Genomic DNA, 18,592 nt, shown 5'->3' on the forward strand with positions numbered 1-18,592 from the left:
GTCGCCCTGTGAGGTGCTAGAGCAGGAACCGGACCAGGTCGGCGGTATGCGCCAGCCCCGGGAAGGCGTCCTCGGTGGAACGCGGATGCAACGCGTGCACGGCCAACCGGAAGATCACCGCGCGCAACAGCATCTGCGGCCACTCCGGCAGGTCCTCCCACCGGCTGATCAGCCCTTCGTCGGCTCCACCCCACGACAGCGCGTCGACGACGGTGACGGCAGCCGCCCACGAAGCGGGGCGCCAGTAGGGCGTGATGTCGGTCAGACCGGGAGCCGCGCGGCCGGCGAACAGGACGGTGCCGAACAGGTCGCCGTGCACGAGCTGGTCGGGCAGGTGCACCGGCTTCCGGAAGGTCGCGAGCTGGTTTATCAGGTCCAGGCTCTTGCGGCCGTCCGGGGTCGTCGTCTCGGGTGCTCCCGCAGCGCGCGCACTGCGCAACGGCACGGTCTCCCAGGCGGCGCGGTCGGCGGCGACGAACACGTCGACGTCCTCCCAGGGCGCGACCGGCGGCTGCATGAGGAAACGGGGACGTTCGAGCTGGGCGGTGGCGGTATGCAAACGGAGCGAGAGCGAGACCACTTCGTCGTGCCTGGGCTCCGACGTGCCGACGATGTAGGTGTCGGCACGCCACCCGGAGACGACGTAACGACCGTCGGTGGACCGCACGGGGCGGGCAAGCCGGACACCGTCCACGGTGAGGGTCTCCCTCACCTTGGCGGACCAGGCCGCGCGAGCATGATCGGCGACTCTGGAGAGCACGACGTCGCCACACCGGAAACCGCCGTCCCAGTCGGCCCCGAGCGGGACCGGTTCGACGTCACGGAGACCGAATGTGGAGCACACGTGCTGAGGCGGTTCGAGTGAGCTCACAGCGCTCAACCTACCGTCGCGAACCACTCGCTCCGGGAAGACGCTCCGCTGTTTCAGGTCACAACGAGGTCACCGTCAGTACACGGGCAGCGACGGATCCACCTGCTGCGCCCACGCGATCACGCCGCCGTGCAGATGCGTCGCGTCCGAGAATCCCGCACGTTCGAGCACTTCGAGCGCCTCCGCCGAACGGATGCCGGTCTTGCAATACAGCACGATCGGCGTGTTCTGCGGCAGTTCGGCGAGAGCCTCACCCGAGACGATGCGATCCTTCGGCACGAGACGGGCACCGTCGATACGGACGATGTCCCACTCGACGGGTTCGCGTACGTCGATCAGCGCGATCTCGCGTCCGTCGTCGAGCATCCGGCGCAGTTCGGTCGGTGTGACCGCCGAGCGGGCCGGCGCGGCGGCATCCGGAGCGATCCCGCAGAACGCGTCGTAGTCGACCAGTTCTGTGACAGGCACCCGCTGCGGATCCCTGCGGAGGGTCACCGTCCGGAAGGACATCGCGAGCGCGTCGTAGATCATCAGACGACCGAGCAACGGTTCGCCGATCCCGGTGATGAGCTTGATCGCTTCGGTGGCCATGACCGTGCCGATGGTGCCGGGAAGGACGCCGAGCACGCCGCCCTCGGCGCACGAGGGGACCATGCCCGGCGGCGGCGCCTCGGGATAGAGGTCGCGATAGTTCAGGCCACGCCCGTCCGGGGCGTCCTCCCAGAACACCGACACCTGGCCTTCGAAGCGGAAGATCGACCCCCACACGTAGGGCTTCCGGGCGAGGACCGCCGCGTCGTTGACGAGATAACGGGTCGCGAAGTTGTCGGTGCCGTCGAGGATCAGATCGTACTGCTCGAAGAGCGGCACGGCGTTGTCCGCCTCGAGCCGGACATCGTGCAGCCGCACGCTGACCCCGTCGTTGATCGACAGGATGCGGTCACGGGCGCTCTCCCCCTTCGGCCGTCCGACGTCGGAGCTGCCGTGGATCACCTGGCGCTGCAGGTTGGAGGTCTCCACTTCGTCGAACTCGACGATGCCGATCGTGCCGACTCCTGCAGCCGCGAGATACAGCAGAGCGGGCGAGCCCAGGCCACCGGCGCCGATGCACAGCACCCGCGCGTTCTTGAGTCGTCGCTGGCCGGTGACCCCGACGTTCGGAATGATCAGGTGACGGCTGTACCGGGCCACCTCGTCGCGACCGAGTTCTGCGCCGGGTTCCACCAGGGGCGGAAGAGAGCGTCGCTCCAGCGGTGTCGTTGCGGTCACGGATTCTCCTGTCGCGATGCGTCCTGCGTCACGGCCCATTGTCCCATTCGCAGACGACCTCCCGGTGCCGGGCGAATCGCGCACCGATTACGAGCAGCGGGTCACGCCCGGGGATACGGCCAGGGATTGAACCGGCACTGCAGCCCGTCGGCGGGAACCGGGCCGTCGGGGTCCAGGCGGGCGATGTCGTCGTTGGCAGTGCCGAATGTCTGCTGCATCATGATCGGCGCGAGGCCACCGTCGGTGATGCACGCGTCGTGCTGCGCCAGGCCGATGGCGTGTCCGACCTCGTGGTTGAGGACGTACTGCCGGTACGACCCGATGTCGCCCTGGAAGGCGATCGCCCCACGCACCCACCGCGCCTCGTTGATGAAGACCCGCTCCATGGACGGGTTGAAACACGACCCTTCGAGGGGAATGTCGTATCCACATCCCTCCCGGATCGTCATCTGCGAGGTGAGCGAGATACGGAAGTCCGGATCGCCGGTGTCGACCCGGCGGAAGGCGAGAGCGGGGTCGCCGATCCAGCTGCGCGGATCGGCGAGGGTCCGATCCACCATGGTCGCGAACGCCATATCCCCGCCGTAACCGGTGGTATCGATGCCGTCCTCCACCTCCACCGTGTAGGTGAACACGCCTGCCGTTCCCTCACCGACCTGCGGGGTGGTACCGGGCAGCACCCGCCATCGCCGGGCCCCGGCCTCCGTGAAAGGGCCACCGTCCGGCAGTGCGCCCGACGCGAGCGACTCGGGAAAGACCCCCTCCGGTTGCGGCGCCTCGACGACGATGTCGGTGTCTCCGCCGACAACGGCCGTATCGGTCGTCTCGGCCGTCTCCTCAGCGCCTCCCCCGCCGCGCACTGCATCCCACAGCACGATCAGGGTGACGAGGGCGAGGATCGGCACGGCGTAGGCACGCCAGCCGTAGGCGGCGACGAATCGTCCCACCCGGGTCTGTTTGCGAACGTCCCGTTCGGGTCGCGGTCTACGGGGCGGCCGAGTCGACCCCCCTACCGGATCCCATACCGCGCGCAGGGGCTGATGCGACCGGTCTCCCGCCTCGGCCCGCCTTGCAGTCCCCGTCGACCGGGACGAACCGGATGGTGTGGGCGAAGAACCTTGCGGGTTCCTGCTCTCGCGCACTCCTCCTCGCTCGATCACGGAAGCCAGGATGTCATATCGAGACCAATTCGATATCCGAGTCGCCGAACGTGCGCCCCTCATCCATGAACCGAGAACGGATACTGGACGGTAGACCACTCCGCTCCCCGGGCCGGTTCACCTGTAACCTGCAAAGACGAGGAACGCCGAGGTGGCACATGCCACATTCGGAGCAGTGCAGATTGGGAGCAAGAATGACCGAAGTCACCGAGCGAGCATCCGGCCGCGGCAATTCCAACGGCAAGCGGGGCGCCCGGATGCCGCGTGACGAACGTCGTGCTCAGTTGCTCGAGGCAGCCAGCGAGGTATTCGTCACACGCGGTTACCACTCCGCCGGCATGGACGAGATCGCCGAATGCGCCGGCGTGAGCAAGCCGGTGCTGTACCAGCACTTCCCCGGCAAGCTCGAGCTCTATTGCGCAGTCCTCCAGAACTACGTGGACGTCCTCATCAACGGTGTACGCCAGGCTCTGCGGTCCACGACCGACAACCGCCAGCGTGTCCGTGCCGCGGTGCAGGCCTTCTTCGACTTCGTCGACAACGACAGCCAGGGTTTCCGGCTCGTGTTCGAGTCCGACCTGATGGGCGAGCCGCAGGTATCGAAGCGCGTGGAACAGGCCACCGAGGCGTGTGTCGACGCCGTCTTCGATCTCGTCAGCCACGATTCCGGCCTCGACCCCTATCGGGCCCGCATCCTCGCGGTCGGCCTCGTCGGAACGAGTCAGTTCACAGCCCGGTACTGGCTCGACGCCGCACGTCCGATCCCGAAGGAGGATGCCGTGGACACCACGGTCGCTCTGGCCTGGGGCGGTCTCAAGCACGTGCCGTTGCAGCCCGAACTCCGTCGGCGCTGACGACACAGAGTACGGATGAAGAACGGGCCGGGGCGATACGCCCCGGCCCGTTCTTCGTCGGTCGATCTCAGTTGGCGGCGAAGCCGACCTTGCCCAGCGTGGCGGGACCGATGTCCACGTAGCTGATCTTGGCGGCCTGCACGAGAACCTTGCGGCCCTTCTCGTCGACAAGGGCGAGCACTCCGTCGTCGGCGCCGTTCAGCGCGGCCCGGACGAGCTTCTCCACCTCGTCGGGCGTCTGGTCGCTGACGACGACAACTTCGCGCGGGCTGTCCGCGACGCCGATCTTGACCTCCACGGTGGACCTCCGAATCTCATGCATGAAGAACGAGCCTGTACTGCTGTCCGCCCCAGGCTAGTGCAGTCCGAGCACTGCCATCCGTTCGGCGTGCTCGACCTGCATGCGATCGAACAGGGCCGCGATGTTCGTCAGGTCGCCCGACGCGAGAATCACCAGTTCGGCGAGTTCCTCGTTCTGGGCGAGCACGTACTGGGCCTGGGTGATGGCCTCGCCGAGCAGTCGGCGTCCCCACAACATCAGGCGGTCCTTCTGAAGCGGGCTCCGTTCGACGACCTCCCGGACCTCCTGCACGACGAATTCCGAGTGGCCGGTCTCGGCGAGTACCTCCCTGACCACGGCGGACACCTCGGGGGCGAGCATGTCGGCGATCTCACAGTAGAAGTCCGCCGCGATGCCGTCCCCCACGTACGCCTTGACGAGAACTTCGAGCCAGGTCGACGGAGTGGTCGACGCGTGATACGCGTCGAGCGCCTTCCGGTACGGCTCCATCGCCGCGTAGATCTCGACGTCCCGATCCGTGAGGGCGGTGTGCAGCGTCTCGAAATGGCTCATCTCCGCGGCCGCCATGCTCGCGAGCGCGACACGCCCGCGGAGCGAAGGAGAGAACCGGGCGTCCTCGGCGAGCCGATAGAAGGCAGAGATCTCCCCGTACGCGAGCACGGCGAACAGCTCGGCGACACCGGGATGATCGGCGGGGACTGCGGGTCCTCCCGGCGTCGAGCCGGACTCTGAGGTGGACTGCGGCATTTCGGCTCCCATGACGACGAAGCGTAGTACCACCTCGTCGAATACACCGGACCGGTACAATAACCCGAGGAGCCCGCGTTTCGAGCCGCCGACCGTGGCCCGCGAGCTCCCGAGATATGTGCGCGCACCCGAATCGCGGGCCGTCGCCGCGTTTCGCCGAGCCCGGTCGTCGACTGCTCGCGCTGAGACGCAGGCCGGCCGCCTTTCTCCCTCGTGCGTGCGTGCCGAGACCAGAAAGGCCGGACCCCTGAGCAAGATCACCATCGACCACGAAGACGAGGCGAGCGAGACCACCGTCTCCGCGACCCTCGATTCCACCCACGTTTCCCCTACCTTCGCCGAACTCGGCGTGCGCGACGAGATCGTCCGGGCGCTGTCCGAAGTGGGTATCGAACGCACCTTCGCCATCCAGGAACTCACACTTCCCCTCGCCCTTGCGGGTGACGACCTCATCGGCCAGGCCCGAACGGGCATGGGCAAGACCTTCGGCTTCGGCGTCCCGCTCCTGCACCGCATCGCCACCGAAGGTTCCGGCACCACCGCGCTCGACGGCACGCCGCGGGCACTGGTGATCGTCCCGACCCGCGAGCTGTGCCTACAGGTCACCAACGACCTGGAGAATGCGTCGAAGTACCTGCCCGGGAGCGGCGACAAAGGTCTCGAAGTCCTCGCCATCTACGGCGGGCGACCCTACGAGCAGCAGATCGACCAGCTGAAGAAGGGCGTCGACGTCGTCGTCGGCACCCCGGGTCGCCTGCTCGACCTCGCCAAACAGGGCCACCTGATCCTCGGCAAGATCGGCGTGCTCGTGATGGACGAGGCCGACGAGATGCTCGACCTCGGCTTCCTGCCCGACATCGAGCGCATCCTCACGATGGTTCCCGACCGCCGTCAGACGATGCTGTTCTCGGCCACCATGCCCGGCCCGATCATCACGCTGGCCCGAACGTTCCTGAATCGCCCGACGCACATCCGCGCCGAGGAGGCCGAATCGTCGGCCGTGCACGAGCGGACGCACCAGTACGTCTACCGCGCGCACGCCCTCGACAAGGCCGAGCTCGTCGCCCGCGTGCTCCAGGCGGAGGGCCGCGGCGCGACCATGATCTTCACCCGCACCAAGCGCACGGCGCAGAAGGTCGCCGACGATCTCGTCGAGCGCGGCTTCGCATGTGGAGCGGTGCACGGCGACCTCGGCCAGATCGCCCGCGAGAAGGCACTCGACAAGTTCCGCAGCGGCAAGATCGACGTGCTGGTCGCCACCGATGTCGCCGCCCGCGGAATCGACATCGACGACGTGACCCACGTCATCAACTACCAGTGCCCCGAGGACGAGAAGACCTACGTCCACCGGATCGGCCGCACCGGTCGCGCCGGACGCACCGGAATCGCGATCACCCTCGTCGACTGGGACGACGTGCCGCGCTGGCAGCTCATCGACAAGGCGCTCGATCTCGGGATTCCGGACCCCGTCGAGACGTATTCGAGCTCCCCGCATCTGTTCGAGGACCTGTCCATCCCCACCGACACCACGGGACGTGTGCGCAAGGCCGCGCCCGCCCGCACCGAGGACGGCGAGAAGCGCGAGCGCGCCGGCCGCGAGGCCGGCTCCCGGCCGAAGCGCAACCGGGTCCGCCGCAGGACCGTACGTGGCAAGTCCGTGGAGGGCGACGCACCCGATAACGCCGCGACCACCGGGAAGGATTCGGCCCGAGACGATTCGGCGCCGACCGAAGCGCAGTCGGAGCACAGCCCTGAGGCAGACGCCGACGCCCCGGCACGTCGCCGCCGCCGCCGTCGTCGCCGCAACCGGTCGGGCGAAGGCCCTGCCGCTCACGCAGGCCAGCAGGACGCGTCGGACGTGGAATCGGTCTCGACGTCGCCTGCCCGGTAGCCACGTGCTCGCGCCCGAGCGCCGCACCCGCACCGATCTTCTCGTCGCAGCCGCACTCGTCGTCACCGTCCTGGTGGCGGCGAGTGTCGTCTGGCTGACCTCGGATGCGCGGGGCACCACATCGACGACCTGGGACGGTCCCGTCCCGACACCGGCGGCCCCGCAGGCGCTTCCCCGGACTCTCGCGGAAGCATGGCGCGCTGCGAGCGCCGCGACGACCGCGCCGGTGGTGTCGGGTGGCACGATCGCCACCGCCGACGGGGGTGCGGTGATCGGTCGCGATCCGCTGTCCGGTGAGGAAAGATGGCGGTACGAACGCGACCGTGCGTTGTGTGCGGCAACCGAAGCATGGGGTGACGTCGTCTCCGTCTACCGCGACCGCCGAGGGTGCGGGCAGGTTACGGCGCTCGACGCCGCCACCGGCGCGCGGGTCGCTCAACGCACCGGCGACACCGACGATCCCGTCCACCTCGTCGACACCGGTTCGCACCTCATCGCACTGGGTTCCACCCGCCTCGAGATGTGGCGCTCGGATCTCGTGCGCACGATCGAGTACGGACGGGTCGACGCGCCGGTGAATCCGAAGGTCCAGCCACGATCCGGTTGCGAACTGCGCTCGGCCGATTCGGGCGCCGAAGTGCTCGCTGTCCTCGAACGGTGCGCGAACGAACCGTCCGGGCGGCTCACGCTGCTCGAACCCTCTCCCGAGGACAGTTCGAAACCGGAGCAGTTCGCATCGTCGGTACTGCCGGAGGCAGGCGCCGACGCCCGCATCGTCGCAGTGGTCGGCGACCGTACCGCGGTGTACCTGCCGCCGGACGGCATCGCGGGTGCACGCATCGAAGTGTTCGACGGCGACGGCACGCGCGTCGACACGCATGCCCTCCCCCGACCTGCCGGGGCGTCCTGGGATCCGGCGATCGAGCGCGGCGGGGTCCTCGTGTGGTGGACCGGTCGGGACACCGTCGCGCTGTCCACCTCCGACTTCGCCCCGCAGTGGACCGTGGAGGGCACGCTCGGCAACGGCGACATCCTGGCCGGCTCGCTCCTGCTCCCCGTCGACGGCGCCCTGATGGCAGTGGACTCGAGGACCGGTCGGCGAGGGCCGCGCATCGACGTCGAGCGTGGCGCGGTGGAGTCGGTGAATGTCGCTGTCGCCGGCGAGGTCGTCGTCGAGCAACGCGGCGACGAGGTCGTCGCGCTGCGCTGACGGGCGTCCCGGCTCAGGGGGCGACGGCGGGCTCGAAGGTCTCGAGTTCCGCTTCACCCGACCAGTAGCGCAGCAGGTTCTCGGCGAGCTGCCGGTAGGCCTCGGCCCCCTTGTTCCGCCGACCCGCAAGCACTGTCGCACCCGAGGCGGAGGCTTCCGCGAAGCGGACGGTCCGGGGAATCGGCGGTGACAACACCGGCAGGTCGTACCGATCGGAGACGTCGGCGAGCACGTCGCGACTGTGCGTGGTGCGCGAGTCGTACAGCGTCGGCAGTGCGCCGAGCAGCTCGAGATCCGGGTTGGTGATCTGCTTCACCTCGTTCACCGTGCGCAGCAGCTGCCCCACTCCTCGGTGCGCGAGCGTCTCGCACTGCAGCGGAACGAGCACGGACCGGGCCGCGGTCAGACCGTTGAGGGTGAGGACGCCGAGAGAGGGCGGGCAGTCGATGACGACGACGTCGTAATCGTCCTCGACGGACGCGAGTGCACGCTTCAGGGTGTACTCGCGACCGGGCTTCATCAGGAGCATCGCCTCGGCGCCCGCGAGATCGATGGTCGCGGGCAGCAGGGACATCCCTTCCGCGGTATCGACCAGCGCCTCCTTCGCCTCGACACCGCCGACGAGCACCTCGTGCACGGATTGCTCGAGCTTGTCGGGGTTGTGTCCGAGCGAGAAGGTCAGGCATCCCTGCGGGTCGAGATCGACGACGAGAACCCGCGTGCCGAGCGCGACCAGCGCAGCCCCCAACGATGCGACGGTGGTCGTCTTGGCGACGCCACCCTTCTGGTTTGCCACTGCAAGTACCGTTGCCACGAACCCGATCCTCGCGTACTCGACGCCGACGCGCGAGGGAATCGGCACACGAGACCCACAGGAGGCAGCCCGCCGTGATCCGCAGAGCCACACCCGACGACGTCGACGCGATCACCGGCCTGATCTACGACCTCGCCGAATACGAGAAGGCCCGGCACGAGTGCACGGTGGTCCCCGACCAGATCCGGGAGGCCCTGTTCGGGCACACACCCTCTGTCTACGCGCATGTCGCAGAGGAGGTCGGCCCCGACGGATCCCCGCAAGTCGTCGGGGTGGCGCTGTGGTTCCGGAACTTCTCCACCTGGGACGGTGTGCACGGCATCTATCTCGAGGATCTGTTCGTCCGTCCCGAACACCGCGGAAAGGGGCACGGACGTGCCCTGCTGGCGGCATTGGCCCACGAGTGCGTGGAGCGCGGTTACACCCGCCTGAGCTGGTCCGTGCTGGACTGGAACGAGCCGTCCATCGGTTTCTACCGCTCCCTCGGAGCCGTTCCGCAGGACGAGTGGACGACCTTCAGGCTGAGCGGGGATGCACTGCGCCTTCTCGGCGCCTGAACAGCATCGCGCGCTCTCGGCGCCTGAACAGCACCGCGCGCTCCGGGCTCGCGAGGGCGGCGCCGATGATCAGTCGTCCGCGTCGGGCACGTACTCGTCTGCGAGCCACCTCGTCGTGGGTGGGCTGAACAGCAGCACGAGCGTCGGTAGCACCACGAGGGCCAGGAGGGTGCCCAGGACCGGCTGGTGCGAGTCCGTCAGCAACGCCCACACCACGGGTAGGAGCAGCAACTGCGCCAGCACCGCCACGGCACGCCCCCAGTGCACGCCGCGCACGAGGGCGATACCGCCGGCCAGGACCCCACCGAAAAGGATGATCAGCCACAGCGCGAGGCCGTAACCGTTGCTCACCGATTGGTCGTGCTCGCCCGAGACGGCGCGGATCACCGAGTACACAGCGAACCCCATCGCGACGAGACCCTCGAGGACGACGAGCCAGCCGGCGGCACGGACGGTCGACGGAATGCTGCTGCGAGGTGATTCGAGAGGCACCCGTCCAGCGTAGTGGACCCGACGGGCACCACTTAGGCTGATGTTCCGTGCGCGCCCTGTTGATCGTGAACCCGAATGCGACGACGACCACTCCGGCCGGTCGCGACCGGCTCGCTCACGCATTGAGAGGCCGTCTGGCACTGACGGTCGTGCACACCACCCACCGGGGGCATGCAGCCGAACTCGCACGTTCTGCGCACGCCGACGGGATGGACGTGGTCGTCGCGCACGGTGGCGACGGCACCGTCAACGAGATCGTCAACGGACTGCTCGGCCCCTCCCCCGATCGCTCCGCCGACCCCACGCTGCCCCGGCTCGCGGTGGTTCCCGGCGGCTCGGCAAATGTGTTCGCCCGGTCTCTGGGGCTGTCGCCCGATCCGCTCGAGGCGACCGAGCAGGTGCTCGAGTCGTTACAGGAAGGCCGGACCGCCCGCATCGGCCTCGGTCACTGTGACGGACGATGGTTCACCTTCAACGCCGGACTCGGCCTCGACGCCGAGGTGTGCGAGGCCATCGACCACAGCCGGGCCGAAGGCAAGAAGGTCACCACCGCGCGTTACGTCCGGCACGCGATCACCCGCTTCTTCGCCGCGAAGCGCGACGAGCCGGCACTCACACTCGAGTTGCCCGACCTCGAGCCCCTCACAGGAGTGCACTACGCATTCGTGTCGAACTCGAGTCCCTGGACCTATCTCGAGTCCCGCCCGGTGCACACCAATCCGGGCACCTCCTTCGACACCGGCCTCGGCGTCTTCGCCATGACGACGACCCGAGTGTTCGCCAGCCTGCGAGTGGTGCAGCAACTTCTCGCCACGCACGGACAGCCGTTCTCACCCCATCTCCTTCGCGCCGACGACGTCGCGCGTATCCGCGCTCGGGCCTCACGCCCGATCGGCCTGCAGGTCGACGGCGACTATCTGGGACTTCGAACCGAGGTGGAGTTCGTTTCGGTGCCGTCGATCCTCGACGTGGTCGCACCTCTTCCCCCGTCCCCATAGCGGTAGCGCGCACCAAAAAGAAGCACGAATTCTGTGATTACGACTACCTTCTCGGTCGAAGTGGGGTAGAAAGAGGGATTGGCGAACTCAAAGCTCACAGTAGCGTGAGCTTCCCCACGATCGTGGTCGATTCTATTGACTCCACGCTCGTTCGTGAAAGCATTCACAAGTAACCACGCGGAAACACTCCGCGTCGCAGGCGTGAACACGCAATGACCAATCAGCCGGTGCAGACGCACCATCGAAGGAGAGTAGAAGCATGGACTGGCGCCACAAGGCCATCTGCCGCGACGAGGATCCGGAACTGTTCTTCCCCGTGGGGAACAGTGGCCCGGCTCTCGCGCAGATCGCGGATGCCAAGCTCGTGTGCAACCGTTGCCCCGTCACCGCCGAGTGCCTTTCGTGGGCGCTCGAGTCCGGCCAGGATGCCGGCGTCTGGGGCGGAATGAGCGAGGACGAGCGTCGCGCTCTCAAGCGCCGCAACGCCCGCACCCGGGCCCGCACGGCCGTCTGAGCAACTCCAGACCTTCGAAGGCCCGGCCCCCACACGGAGGCCGGGCCTTCGAACGTTCGGAGGCGCCGCAGGGTCCGGCACCGAGATCCGCGCTCAGCCGACCTGCCTCTTCCCCACGGGTAGTTGCAGGCGGGCGTCGGTGCCGCCGCTGTCGTTGGATGTCAGCTCCAGCGTTCCGCCGAGTTCCGCAGCGACCAGCGTCCGGACGATCTGCAGACCGAGCCTGTTCGACGTCTCGAGACTGAAGCCGTCGGGAAGTCCCTTGCCTTCGTCGCGGACCACGACATCGAGCATCCGGGACGAACGCTGGGCATTGACGGTGACCGTGCCGTTCACACCGGGATCGAAAGCGTGCTCGACCGCGTTCTGGACGAGCTCGGTGAGCACCATGACCAAAGGCGTCGCACGGTCGGCGGGGAACACACCGAGGTCCCCCTCCCGCCGCACCCGGATCTGGCTGCCCACTGTCGATACGTCCACGACGATCGGGATGAGCTGGTCGAACACACCGTCGAGGTCGACCTCTTCGTCCACGGACATCGACAGCGCCTCGTGAACCAGCGCGATCGACGTCACGCGACGAACCGCTTCGCCGAGGGCCTGCTGAGCCTCGGCATTCCCGGTCCGCCGCGCCTGCAGTCGCAGCAGTGCTGCGACCGTCTGCAGATTGTTCTTGACCCGATGATGGATCTCCCGGATCGTCGCGTCCTTGCTCAGCAGTGCGCGGTCGCGACGCTTGACCTCGGTGACGTCGCGGATGATCACGGCAGCACCCTCGATCCGGCCCCCGGGATTGAGTACCAGAGCCCGGATCAGCACCGTGGCGCCGCGCGCCTCGACCTCCATGCGCTGCCCGAGACGCCCCTCGACGGCTCCGCGGAGATAGTCGGTGACGTCGCGGCTCTCGAAGGGATCGGTGACCAGCGCGCGGGTCGTCTCCACGAGATCCTGGCCGATCAGGTCGGAGTTGAGGCCCATCCGGTGGTAGGCCGACAGAGCGTTGGGGCTGGCATAGACCACCTTGCCTTCCCGGTCGAGACGGATGAACCCGTCCCCCGCACGCGGACTCGACTTGGTGTCCGAGCGCGATTCGGGCGTGGGGAATGTGCCTTCGTTGATCATCCGGTAGAGGTCGTCGGCGCATTCGAGATAGGCGGTCTCGAGAGCACTGGCCGAACGCCGCGACACCCGCGCGGCGTCGCGACTGAGTACTGCGACGACCCGCCCGCCCCAGCGGACCGGCACGGCCTGACGGGTGTTTATCCCCCCACCCGGCGACGACTTGGCGTCGACGATCTTCCCGGTCTTGAAAGCCTTTCGCACATAAGGATGTTCGTCGTCCGAAACGAGCATGCCGACGGCGTCCTCAGGGATGACGGTCGAGGCTGTGGTGGGTCGGCACTGCGCGACACATACGATGCCGGACGGAGCGGCGTCGACCCACAGGAGGACGTCGGCGAACGACAGGTCCGCAAGCAATTGCCATTCGCCCACCACGCGCTGGAGATGATCGACGGCCGAGCCCGGAAGATCCGTGTACTTCGCGAGCAACGAACTGAGTGTGGACACGAGAACCGCTTTCGTGCTCAGAAGATATCCGTGGTCAAGAGATCACGGCGATGAGATCGCCTTGCTGGATGACGTCTCCGACCTCGACGCCCACCGATGTCACCGTGCCTGCGGACTCGGCGAGGACGGGGATCTCCATCTTCATGGACTCCAGCACGACCAGGGTGTCGCCCTCGGCCACCAGGTCGCCCTCGCGCACCACGACCTCGAACACCGTCGATACCATCTCCGCGCGTACGTCTTCCGCCACCGAACACCTCGTTTCACGCTCCGGCGGTGGACCTGCCGACAGGACCACTCGACCGCACGTGAAACACTGTAATGAACGAGAAAGGAGATCCCACCATGGGTAAGCGAGGTCGCAAGAAGCGCAGCCGCAAGGGTAACGCCGCCAACCACGGCAAGCGTCCCAACGCTTGATATACCGACAGGGGCCGGAAAGCAGCTGCTTTCCGGCCCCTGTCGCGTTCGCTCCGACCCCGGTCAGTCTGCGGCATCGGTCTTCGTGGCATCGGACTCCATGACGACCACGGTTCGGCGGATCTGCAGCATCAACCGCTCCCGCAGACCTTCCGGTGCGTGCTCCCCACCGCACTTGCGGCTGAGCAGCGATTTGAGCTTCTCCTCGAGCCCGTAGGCCTCCAGGCACGTGCCACACTCGTCGAGGTGCTGCTGCAGCCTGCTGCGCGCGTCGTCGTCGCATTCGGAGTCGAGCAGCAGATAGACGTCCGCGATCACTGCCGAGCAGTCGAGTCGATCGAAGTCCGGTTCGCTCACTGCGCTGCTCCCTTTCCGCTCTCCGTCGAATCCGATGTTCCGGTCGCCACATCGACCGCCTTCTCCCGGATGAAGCCGCGATCGCGCGCGACGTCGGCCAGCAGACCGCGCAACTGCTTGCGACCCCGATGCAGCCTCGACATGACGGTGCCGATGGGCGTCCCCATGATCTCTGCGATCTCCTTGTAGGGGAACCCTTCGACATCTGCGTAGTAGACCGCCATCCGGAACTCCTCCGGCAGTTCCTGCAGCGCCGCCTTGATGTCGTCGTCCGGAAGCGCGTCGAGCGCCTCGACCTCGGCGGATCGCAGGCCGGTGGACGAATGCTCGGCCGTGGCGGCGAGTTGCCAGTCGGTGATCTCGTCGGTCGGATACTGCGCGGGCTGACGCTGCCGTTTCCGGTACGAGTTGATGTAGGTGTTGGTGAGGATCCGGTACAGCCACGCTTTGAGGTTGGTGCCCTCCCGGAACGACCTGAAGGCGGAGAACGCTTTGATGTACGTCTCCTGTACGAGGTCCTCGGCATCGGAGGGGTTGCGTGTCATCCGCAGCGCAGCGCCGTAGAGCTGGTCGAGCAGGGGAAGCGCATCCCGCTCGAACCGCTCGGTCAGTTCTTCTACAGACTCCTCGACCACACCGATCCCTTCATCGACGTCTGTCGAGAAGGCTACCGGTCCGGCGGAGACCCGACGGGGGGGACGTCGGGCCACGTCCGGCCGAGGCGGGCACAGCACTGCCACGAGTTCTCCGATCGTCGGTGTCGGGCGGCGTTCGGACCCACCCGACGGATTGCAACGCTCCACCCGCGGCACTTGTTCCCCACCTCCGGTTTTCTAGAGTGATCGGATGGCTTCGACGTCCACTCCCGCGACGGTGCTGTTGAACCGCGAGAAGGTCGCCCACCGCGTGCACGAGTACGCCCACGACCCCAGAGCCGCGTCTTTCGGGGCCGAGGCGGTGGAGGAGCTCGGTGCGCGTCTCGGTGTCTCTCCCGAACAGATCTTCAAGACCCTCGTCATCTCGTCGTCCGAGGGATCCCTGGCGGTCGCCGTGATCCCGGTGCCGGCGACCCTCTCGCTCAAGGCCGCGGCGGGCGCACTCGGCGGCGGTAAGGCCACGATGGCCGAGCGAACGGCGGCGGAACGGGCCACCGGCTACGTCCTGGGCGGGATTTCTCCACTCGGGCAGCGCAAGCGCTTGCGCACCGTCGTCGATGCTTCTGCGGAGCAATGGGACCGGGTGCTGTGCAGCGCGGGCCGTCGAGGACTCGAGATCGAACTGGACCCGCGCGAGTTGATCCGGTTGACCGGCGCGGTCGTGGCGCCGATCACTACAGGACGCTGAGGAGAGCGATCGATCACAGCAACGCCAGCTGATCGCCGGCGCCGTCGTCCGGCACCAGGAGCTCCGGTCCGTTGTTGCGAATACTGTTGACCTTCGCGGAGACACGGCGGATCTCGATGTCCGCGATCGCTTCGGGGCTCGGCACGATCAGATCCGGATGCCCGAGGCTGTCGGGGTCGAGCCAGGCATCCCATCGGTCGGGGGGAAGAATCAGCGGCATCCTCTCGTGCACATTGCCGAGCTGTTCGACGGACTGTGCGGTGAGGATCGCTGTGCTCGACAGCGGGGGCGCCTTCGGATCCCGTGGATTGCGCCACACCGCCCACAGCCCGGCCATGCAGATGCGCGATCCGTCGGCCGGGGCCATGAAGTAGGGGACCTTGCGGGTCCTGCCGTCCGGGGCGGGTTCGACCTGCCATTCGTACCAACCGTCCATCGGGACCAGGCAGCGCTTGTAGCGCAGCGACTGCGCAAAGCTCGGTTTGGTGGCGACCGACTCCGACCGGGCGTTGATCAGCGGCGCGGTTCTTCCGATCTCCTCGGCGAACGGGGGGACGAGACCCCAGCGCATGCGGCGGATCCGGCGGCGGGCAGGTGTCGCCGGATCGTCGCGGTCGTGTCGCGCCACGACGGTGAGCACCTCCGTCGTCGGAGCCACGTTGTAGTCCGGCCCGCGGCTCTCGTCACCGGTCTCGTCGAGCGCGTCGAGTTCGACGGCGAGCGTCGCCGGGTCGGCCGTGGAGACATACCTTCCGCACATGTCTTCGAGTGTGGCACCCTCGCGGCCCGGCACACCTCGGGTGGGCGAGGATGCCCGCACGGGCCGGGATGGGCGAAGATGGTCAGGTGAGTTTGTGGAGAGCACCCCGTGCCGTGTCCCCGGTTCGAGCGTCGGTGACGCTGCCGGGATCGAAGTCGATCACCAACCGGGCCCTGATCCTGGCCGCACTCGCCGACGGGCCGTCGACCGTGACCGGGGCGCTGCGCAGCCGCGACACCGACCTGATGATCGGCGCGCTCCGCACACTGGGCGTCACCGTCTCGGAACGAGACGGTGGTACCACTCTCGATGTGAACCCTGGGCCTCTGCACGCGGGTGACATCGCATGCGGACTGGCCGGCACCGTCATGCGGTTCGTGCCGCCGCTGGCCGCCCTGGCCAACGGCGACGTGCGTTTCGACGGTGACGAACAGGCCCGCGTCCGTCCGATGAGCACCGTGCTCGATGCGTTGCGCGTCCTGGGCGCGGAGATCGACGGCGACCGCCTCCCCTTCACCGTGCACGGTCGCGGCGGGCTGACCGGCGGTGCGGTGACCATCGACGCCTCGGCCTCCTCACAGTTCGTCTCGGGACTTCTGCTGTCGGGGGCCGCCTTCGACGAGGGGGTGGTTGTCCACCACGACGGTGAACCGGTGCCGTCCATGCCGCACATCGAGATGACCGTCGAGATGCTCCGGGCGGCCGGAGTCCCCGTCGATACGTCCGAGGCGAACACCTGGCGGGTGCCGCCGTCGACGATCAAGGCACTCGATGTGACGGTCGAACCCGACCTGTCGAACGCCACCCCCTTCCTTGCTGCCGCGGCCGTCACCGGTGGTGTCGTGTCGGTGCCGCTGTGGCCGCAGACCACCACCCAGGCCGGTGACGCGATCCGAGGAATCCTCGAGCAGATGGGCGCCGAGGTGTCGTGGGCCGACGGGACGCTCACCGTCCGGGGTCCTCGGCAACTGACCGGTATCGATGTGGACCTGCACGATGTGGGTGAACTGACGCCGACCGTGGCGGCACTCGCGGCCCTGGCCTCGTCGCCGTCGCAGGTGCGGGGAATCGCGCACCTGCGCGGCCACGAGACGGATCGGCTCGCCGCCCTCGCCACAGAGATCGGCCGTCTCGGCGGGTCGGTCTCCGAGACCGAGGACGGACTGCGTATCGAACCGGCACCGCTGCACGGCGGCGTGTGGCGCTCCTACGCAGACCACCGAATGGCGACCGCCGGTGCGATCGTCGGACTGGTCGTCGACGGCGTGGAGGTCGAGGACATCGGCACCACCGCCAAGACACTCCCCGGCTTCGAGGCGCTGTGGGAGTCGCTGCTCACCGGGAGCGACTCCTGAAGCGGCGCGAGTACGACGAGTCCGATGTCCGGGTCCGTCCCGGACGTGGCTCGCGGCCGCGCACGAAAGACCGTCCGGCGCATAGCAATGCGGAGGAAGGCATGGTCGTGTCCGTCGACCGGGGCCGGTGGGGGGTCGCGCTCGACGGCGACCCGGACCGGATCGTGACGGCGATGCGGGCACGAGAACTCGGCCGGACTCCGATCGTGGTCGGAGACAGTGTGGGCGTCGTCGGCGATCTCTCCGGCCGGCCCGACACCCTCGCGCGCATCGTCCGGGTCGAGGATCGAACCACGGTTCTGCGACGCACCGCAGACGACACCGATCCCTTCGAGCGCATCGTCGTCGCGAACGCCGGACAACTGCTCATCGTCGTCGCCCTCGCCGATCCCCCGCCCCGAACCGGACTCGTCGAACGTGCGCTCGTCGCGGCCTATGCCGGGGGGCTCGCCCCGATGCTCGGGCTGACCAAGAGCGATCTCGCCGATCCCGACGAGTTCGCCGCGCACTTCGCGGATCTCGATGTTCCGGTACTGCTGGTGGGGCAGGACGACGATCTCACCGAGCTGCACGACCGGATAGACGGTCGCCTGACAGCGCTGATCGGGCACTCGGGGGTCGGTAAGTCGACGCTGGTGAACAGGCTCGTGCCCGAAGCCGATCGCGCCACCGGCGAGGTCTCCGGGGTGGGCAAGGGACGGCACACCTCCACGCAGTCGGTGGCACTGCACCTCCCCGAAGGCGGTTGGGTCGTCGACACTCCCGGCATCCGGTCGTTCGGCCTCGCGCACATCGGAACCGACGACGTCGTGGCGGCATTCGCGGACCTGTCCGAGGCGATCGAGGACTGCCCGCGCGGGTGCACACATCTCGGCCCGCCGGCGGATCCCGAATGCGCCTTCGATGCCCTGGAAGGCAAGTCGCTGCGACGGGCGATGGCCGTGCGCGAGTTGCTCACGGCGCTTGCGTCCAACGACTCCTGGTGACCGAAGAGAACGGACCCCGGCACCTCATGGGCGGTTTCAAGGGGTCGACGCAACACCGCTGTTAGTTGGTGGTGATTAGATCACGCAGACGCTCGGCTGGGGTATCCCAGCCGAGCGTTTTGC

Annotated in this window: 21 protein-coding genes; 9 read left to right on the forward strand and 12 right to left on the reverse strand. The window is 67.8% G+C overall.

All coding sequences use genetic code 11. The features are described 5' to 3' along the window. Positions 1-16: 16 nt before the first annotated feature. The 3 genes from ABZ789_RS16395 to ABZ789_RS16405 form a co-directional block, all read right to left on the reverse strand. On the reverse strand, positions 17-871 hold the full coding sequence (locus ABZ789_RS16395) for a TIGR02569 family protein (protein WP_358425436.1): 855 nt from the start codon (positions 869-871) through the stop codon (positions 17-19). Positions 872-946: 75 nt separating this feature from the next. Next, positions 947-2,179, reverse strand: coding sequence for an adenylyltransferase/sulfurtransferase MoeZ (gene moeZ / locus ABZ789_RS16400; RefSeq protein WP_358425439.1), 1,233 nt, complete (start codon positions 2,177-2,179; stop codon positions 947-949). 62 nt (positions 2,180-2,241) lie between these two features. Beyond that, positions 2,242-3,174: a DUF3152 domain-containing protein gene (locus ABZ789_RS16405; RefSeq protein ID WP_358425513.1), complete on the reverse strand. Its 933-nt coding sequence runs from the start codon at positions 3,172-3,174 to the stop codon at positions 2,242-2,244. Positions 3,175-3,494: 320 nt separating this feature from the next. Here ABZ789_RS16405 and ABZ789_RS16410 point away from each other — a divergent pair, with 320 nt between their 5' ends. Next, the gene (locus ABZ789_RS16410; protein ID WP_358425442.1) at positions 3,495-4,154 is read left to right on the forward strand and encodes a TetR/AcrR family transcriptional regulator; all 660 of its coding nucleotides are present in this window, start codon (positions 3,495-3,497) and stop codon (positions 4,152-4,154) included. Between the two features lie 67 nt (positions 4,155-4,221). Here ABZ789_RS16410 and ABZ789_RS16415 read toward each other — a convergent pair whose 3' ends face one another. Further along, the gene (locus ABZ789_RS16415; protein WP_006550244.1) at positions 4,222-4,452 is read right to left on the reverse strand and encodes a DUF3107 domain-containing protein; all 231 of its coding nucleotides are present in this window, start codon (positions 4,450-4,452) and stop codon (positions 4,222-4,224) included. A 57-nt stretch (positions 4,453-4,509) separates the two neighbouring features. Next, positions 4,510-5,214, reverse strand: coding sequence for a ferritin-like fold-containing protein (locus ABZ789_RS16420; RefSeq protein ID WP_358425445.1), 705 nt, complete (start codon positions 5,212-5,214; stop codon positions 4,510-4,512). Positions 5,215-5,419: 205 nt separating this feature from the next. On the opposite strand from ABZ789_RS16420, the gene ABZ789_RS16425 reads away from it, so the two are divergent. Together ABZ789_RS16425 and ABZ789_RS16430 are read left to right on the forward strand one after the other, a co-directional pair. Continuing rightward, positions 5,420-7,093 carry a DEAD/DEAH box helicase gene (locus tag ABZ789_RS16425; protein WP_358425447.1) on the forward strand — a complete coding sequence of 558 codons (1,674 nt, stop codon included), beginning with the start codon at positions 5,420-5,422 and terminating at the stop codon, positions 7,091-7,093. 4 nt (positions 7,094-7,097) lie between these two features. After that, positions 7,098-8,303, forward strand: a complete 1,206-nt coding sequence (locus tag ABZ789_RS16430; RefSeq protein WP_358425450.1) for a PQQ-binding-like beta-propeller repeat protein — start codon at positions 7,098-7,100, stop codon at positions 8,301-8,303. A gap of 13 nt (positions 8,304-8,316) precedes the next feature. On the opposite strand, the gene ABZ789_RS16435 is transcribed toward ABZ789_RS16430, so the two are convergent. Continuing rightward, complete coding sequence (locus tag ABZ789_RS16435) at positions 8,317-9,117, reverse strand: ParA family protein (protein ID WP_358425453.1); 801 nt, start codon at positions 9,115-9,117, stop codon at positions 8,317-8,319. Between the two features lie 74 nt (positions 9,118-9,191). Here ABZ789_RS16435 and ABZ789_RS16440 point away from each other — a divergent pair, with 74 nt between their 5' ends. Further along, entirely contained in the window at positions 9,192-9,674 is a 483-nt protein-coding gene (locus ABZ789_RS16440) for a GNAT family N-acetyltransferase (RefSeq protein WP_358425456.1), read from the forward strand. A gap of 69 nt (positions 9,675-9,743) precedes the next feature. Here ABZ789_RS16440 and ABZ789_RS16445 read toward each other — a convergent pair whose 3' ends face one another. Next, positions 9,744-10,166 (reverse strand): hypothetical protein, encoded by a 423-nt coding sequence (locus ABZ789_RS16445; RefSeq protein ID WP_358425458.1) that lies wholly within the window; start codon positions 10,164-10,166, stop codon positions 9,744-9,746. A gap of 47 nt (positions 10,167-10,213) precedes the next feature. On the opposite strand from ABZ789_RS16445, the gene ABZ789_RS16450 reads away from it, so the two are divergent. Continuing rightward, a complete protein-coding gene (locus tag ABZ789_RS16450) occupies positions 10,214-11,164 on the forward strand; it encodes a diacylglycerol kinase family protein (protein WP_358425461.1) in 951 nt (316 codons plus the stop codon). A gap of 259 nt (positions 11,165-11,423) precedes the next feature. Beyond that, positions 11,424-11,678, forward strand: a complete 255-nt coding sequence (locus ABZ789_RS16455; protein WP_006550236.1) for a WhiB family transcriptional regulator — start codon at positions 11,424-11,426, stop codon at positions 11,676-11,678. 93 nt (positions 11,679-11,771) lie between these two features. Here ABZ789_RS16455 and ABZ789_RS16460 read toward each other — a convergent pair whose 3' ends face one another. The 4 genes from ABZ789_RS16460 to ABZ789_RS16475 form a co-directional block, all read right to left on the reverse strand. Next, positions 11,772-13,247: a histidine kinase N-terminal domain-containing protein gene (locus tag ABZ789_RS16460; protein WP_358425466.1), complete on the reverse strand. Its 1,476-nt coding sequence runs from the start codon at positions 13,245-13,247 to the stop codon at positions 11,772-11,774. Between the two features lie 34 nt (positions 13,248-13,281). Further along, positions 13,282-13,497 (reverse strand): biotin/lipoyl-binding carrier protein, encoded by a 216-nt coding sequence (locus ABZ789_RS16465; RefSeq protein WP_358425469.1) that lies wholly within the window; start codon positions 13,495-13,497, stop codon positions 13,282-13,284. A gap of 233 nt (positions 13,498-13,730) precedes the next feature. Then, complete coding sequence (gene rsrA / locus ABZ789_RS16470) at positions 13,731-14,024, reverse strand: mycothiol system anti-sigma-R factor (protein ID WP_358425472.1); 294 nt, start codon at positions 14,022-14,024, stop codon at positions 13,731-13,733. Further along, positions 14,021-14,659: a sigma-70 family RNA polymerase sigma factor gene (locus tag ABZ789_RS16475; protein WP_358425475.1), complete on the reverse strand. Its 639-nt coding sequence runs from the start codon at positions 14,657-14,659 to the stop codon at positions 14,021-14,023. The genes rsrA and ABZ789_RS16475 overlap by 4 nt, the downstream gene beginning before the upstream one ends. 211 nt (positions 14,660-14,870) lie before the next feature. Here ABZ789_RS16475 and ybaK point away from each other — a divergent pair, with 211 nt between their 5' ends. After that, positions 14,871-15,368, forward strand: coding sequence for a Cys-tRNA(Pro) deacylase (gene ybaK, locus ABZ789_RS16480; RefSeq protein WP_358425478.1), 498 nt, complete (start codon positions 14,871-14,873; stop codon positions 15,366-15,368). A 13-nt stretch (positions 15,369-15,381) separates the two neighbouring features. Here ybaK and ABZ789_RS16485 read toward each other — a convergent pair whose 3' ends face one another. Then, positions 15,382-16,128 carry an SOS response-associated peptidase gene (locus tag ABZ789_RS16485; RefSeq protein ID WP_358425481.1) on the reverse strand — a complete coding sequence of 249 codons (747 nt, stop codon included), beginning with the start codon at positions 16,126-16,128 and terminating at the stop codon, positions 15,382-15,384. 68 nt (positions 16,129-16,196) lie between these two features. Between ABZ789_RS16485 and aroA the strand changes: the two genes are divergently transcribed. Then, entirely contained in the window at positions 16,197-17,483 is a 1,287-nt protein-coding gene (aroA, locus tag ABZ789_RS16490; protein WP_358425516.1) for a 3-phosphoshikimate 1-carboxyvinyltransferase, read from the forward strand. Further along, complete coding sequence (gene rsgA, locus ABZ789_RS16495; protein ID WP_358425519.1) at positions 17,480-18,469, forward strand: ribosome small subunit-dependent GTPase A; 990 nt, start codon at positions 17,480-17,482, stop codon at positions 18,467-18,469. The genes aroA and rsgA overlap by 4 nt, the downstream gene beginning before the upstream one ends. Positions 18,470-18,592: the final 123 nt, after the last annotated feature.

The sequence above is a fragment of the Rhodococcus sp. NPDC047139 genome (assembly GCF_040643435.1).
Taxonomy (GTDB): domain Bacteria; phylum Actinomycetota; class Actinomycetes; order Mycobacteriales; family Mycobacteriaceae; genus Rhodococcus.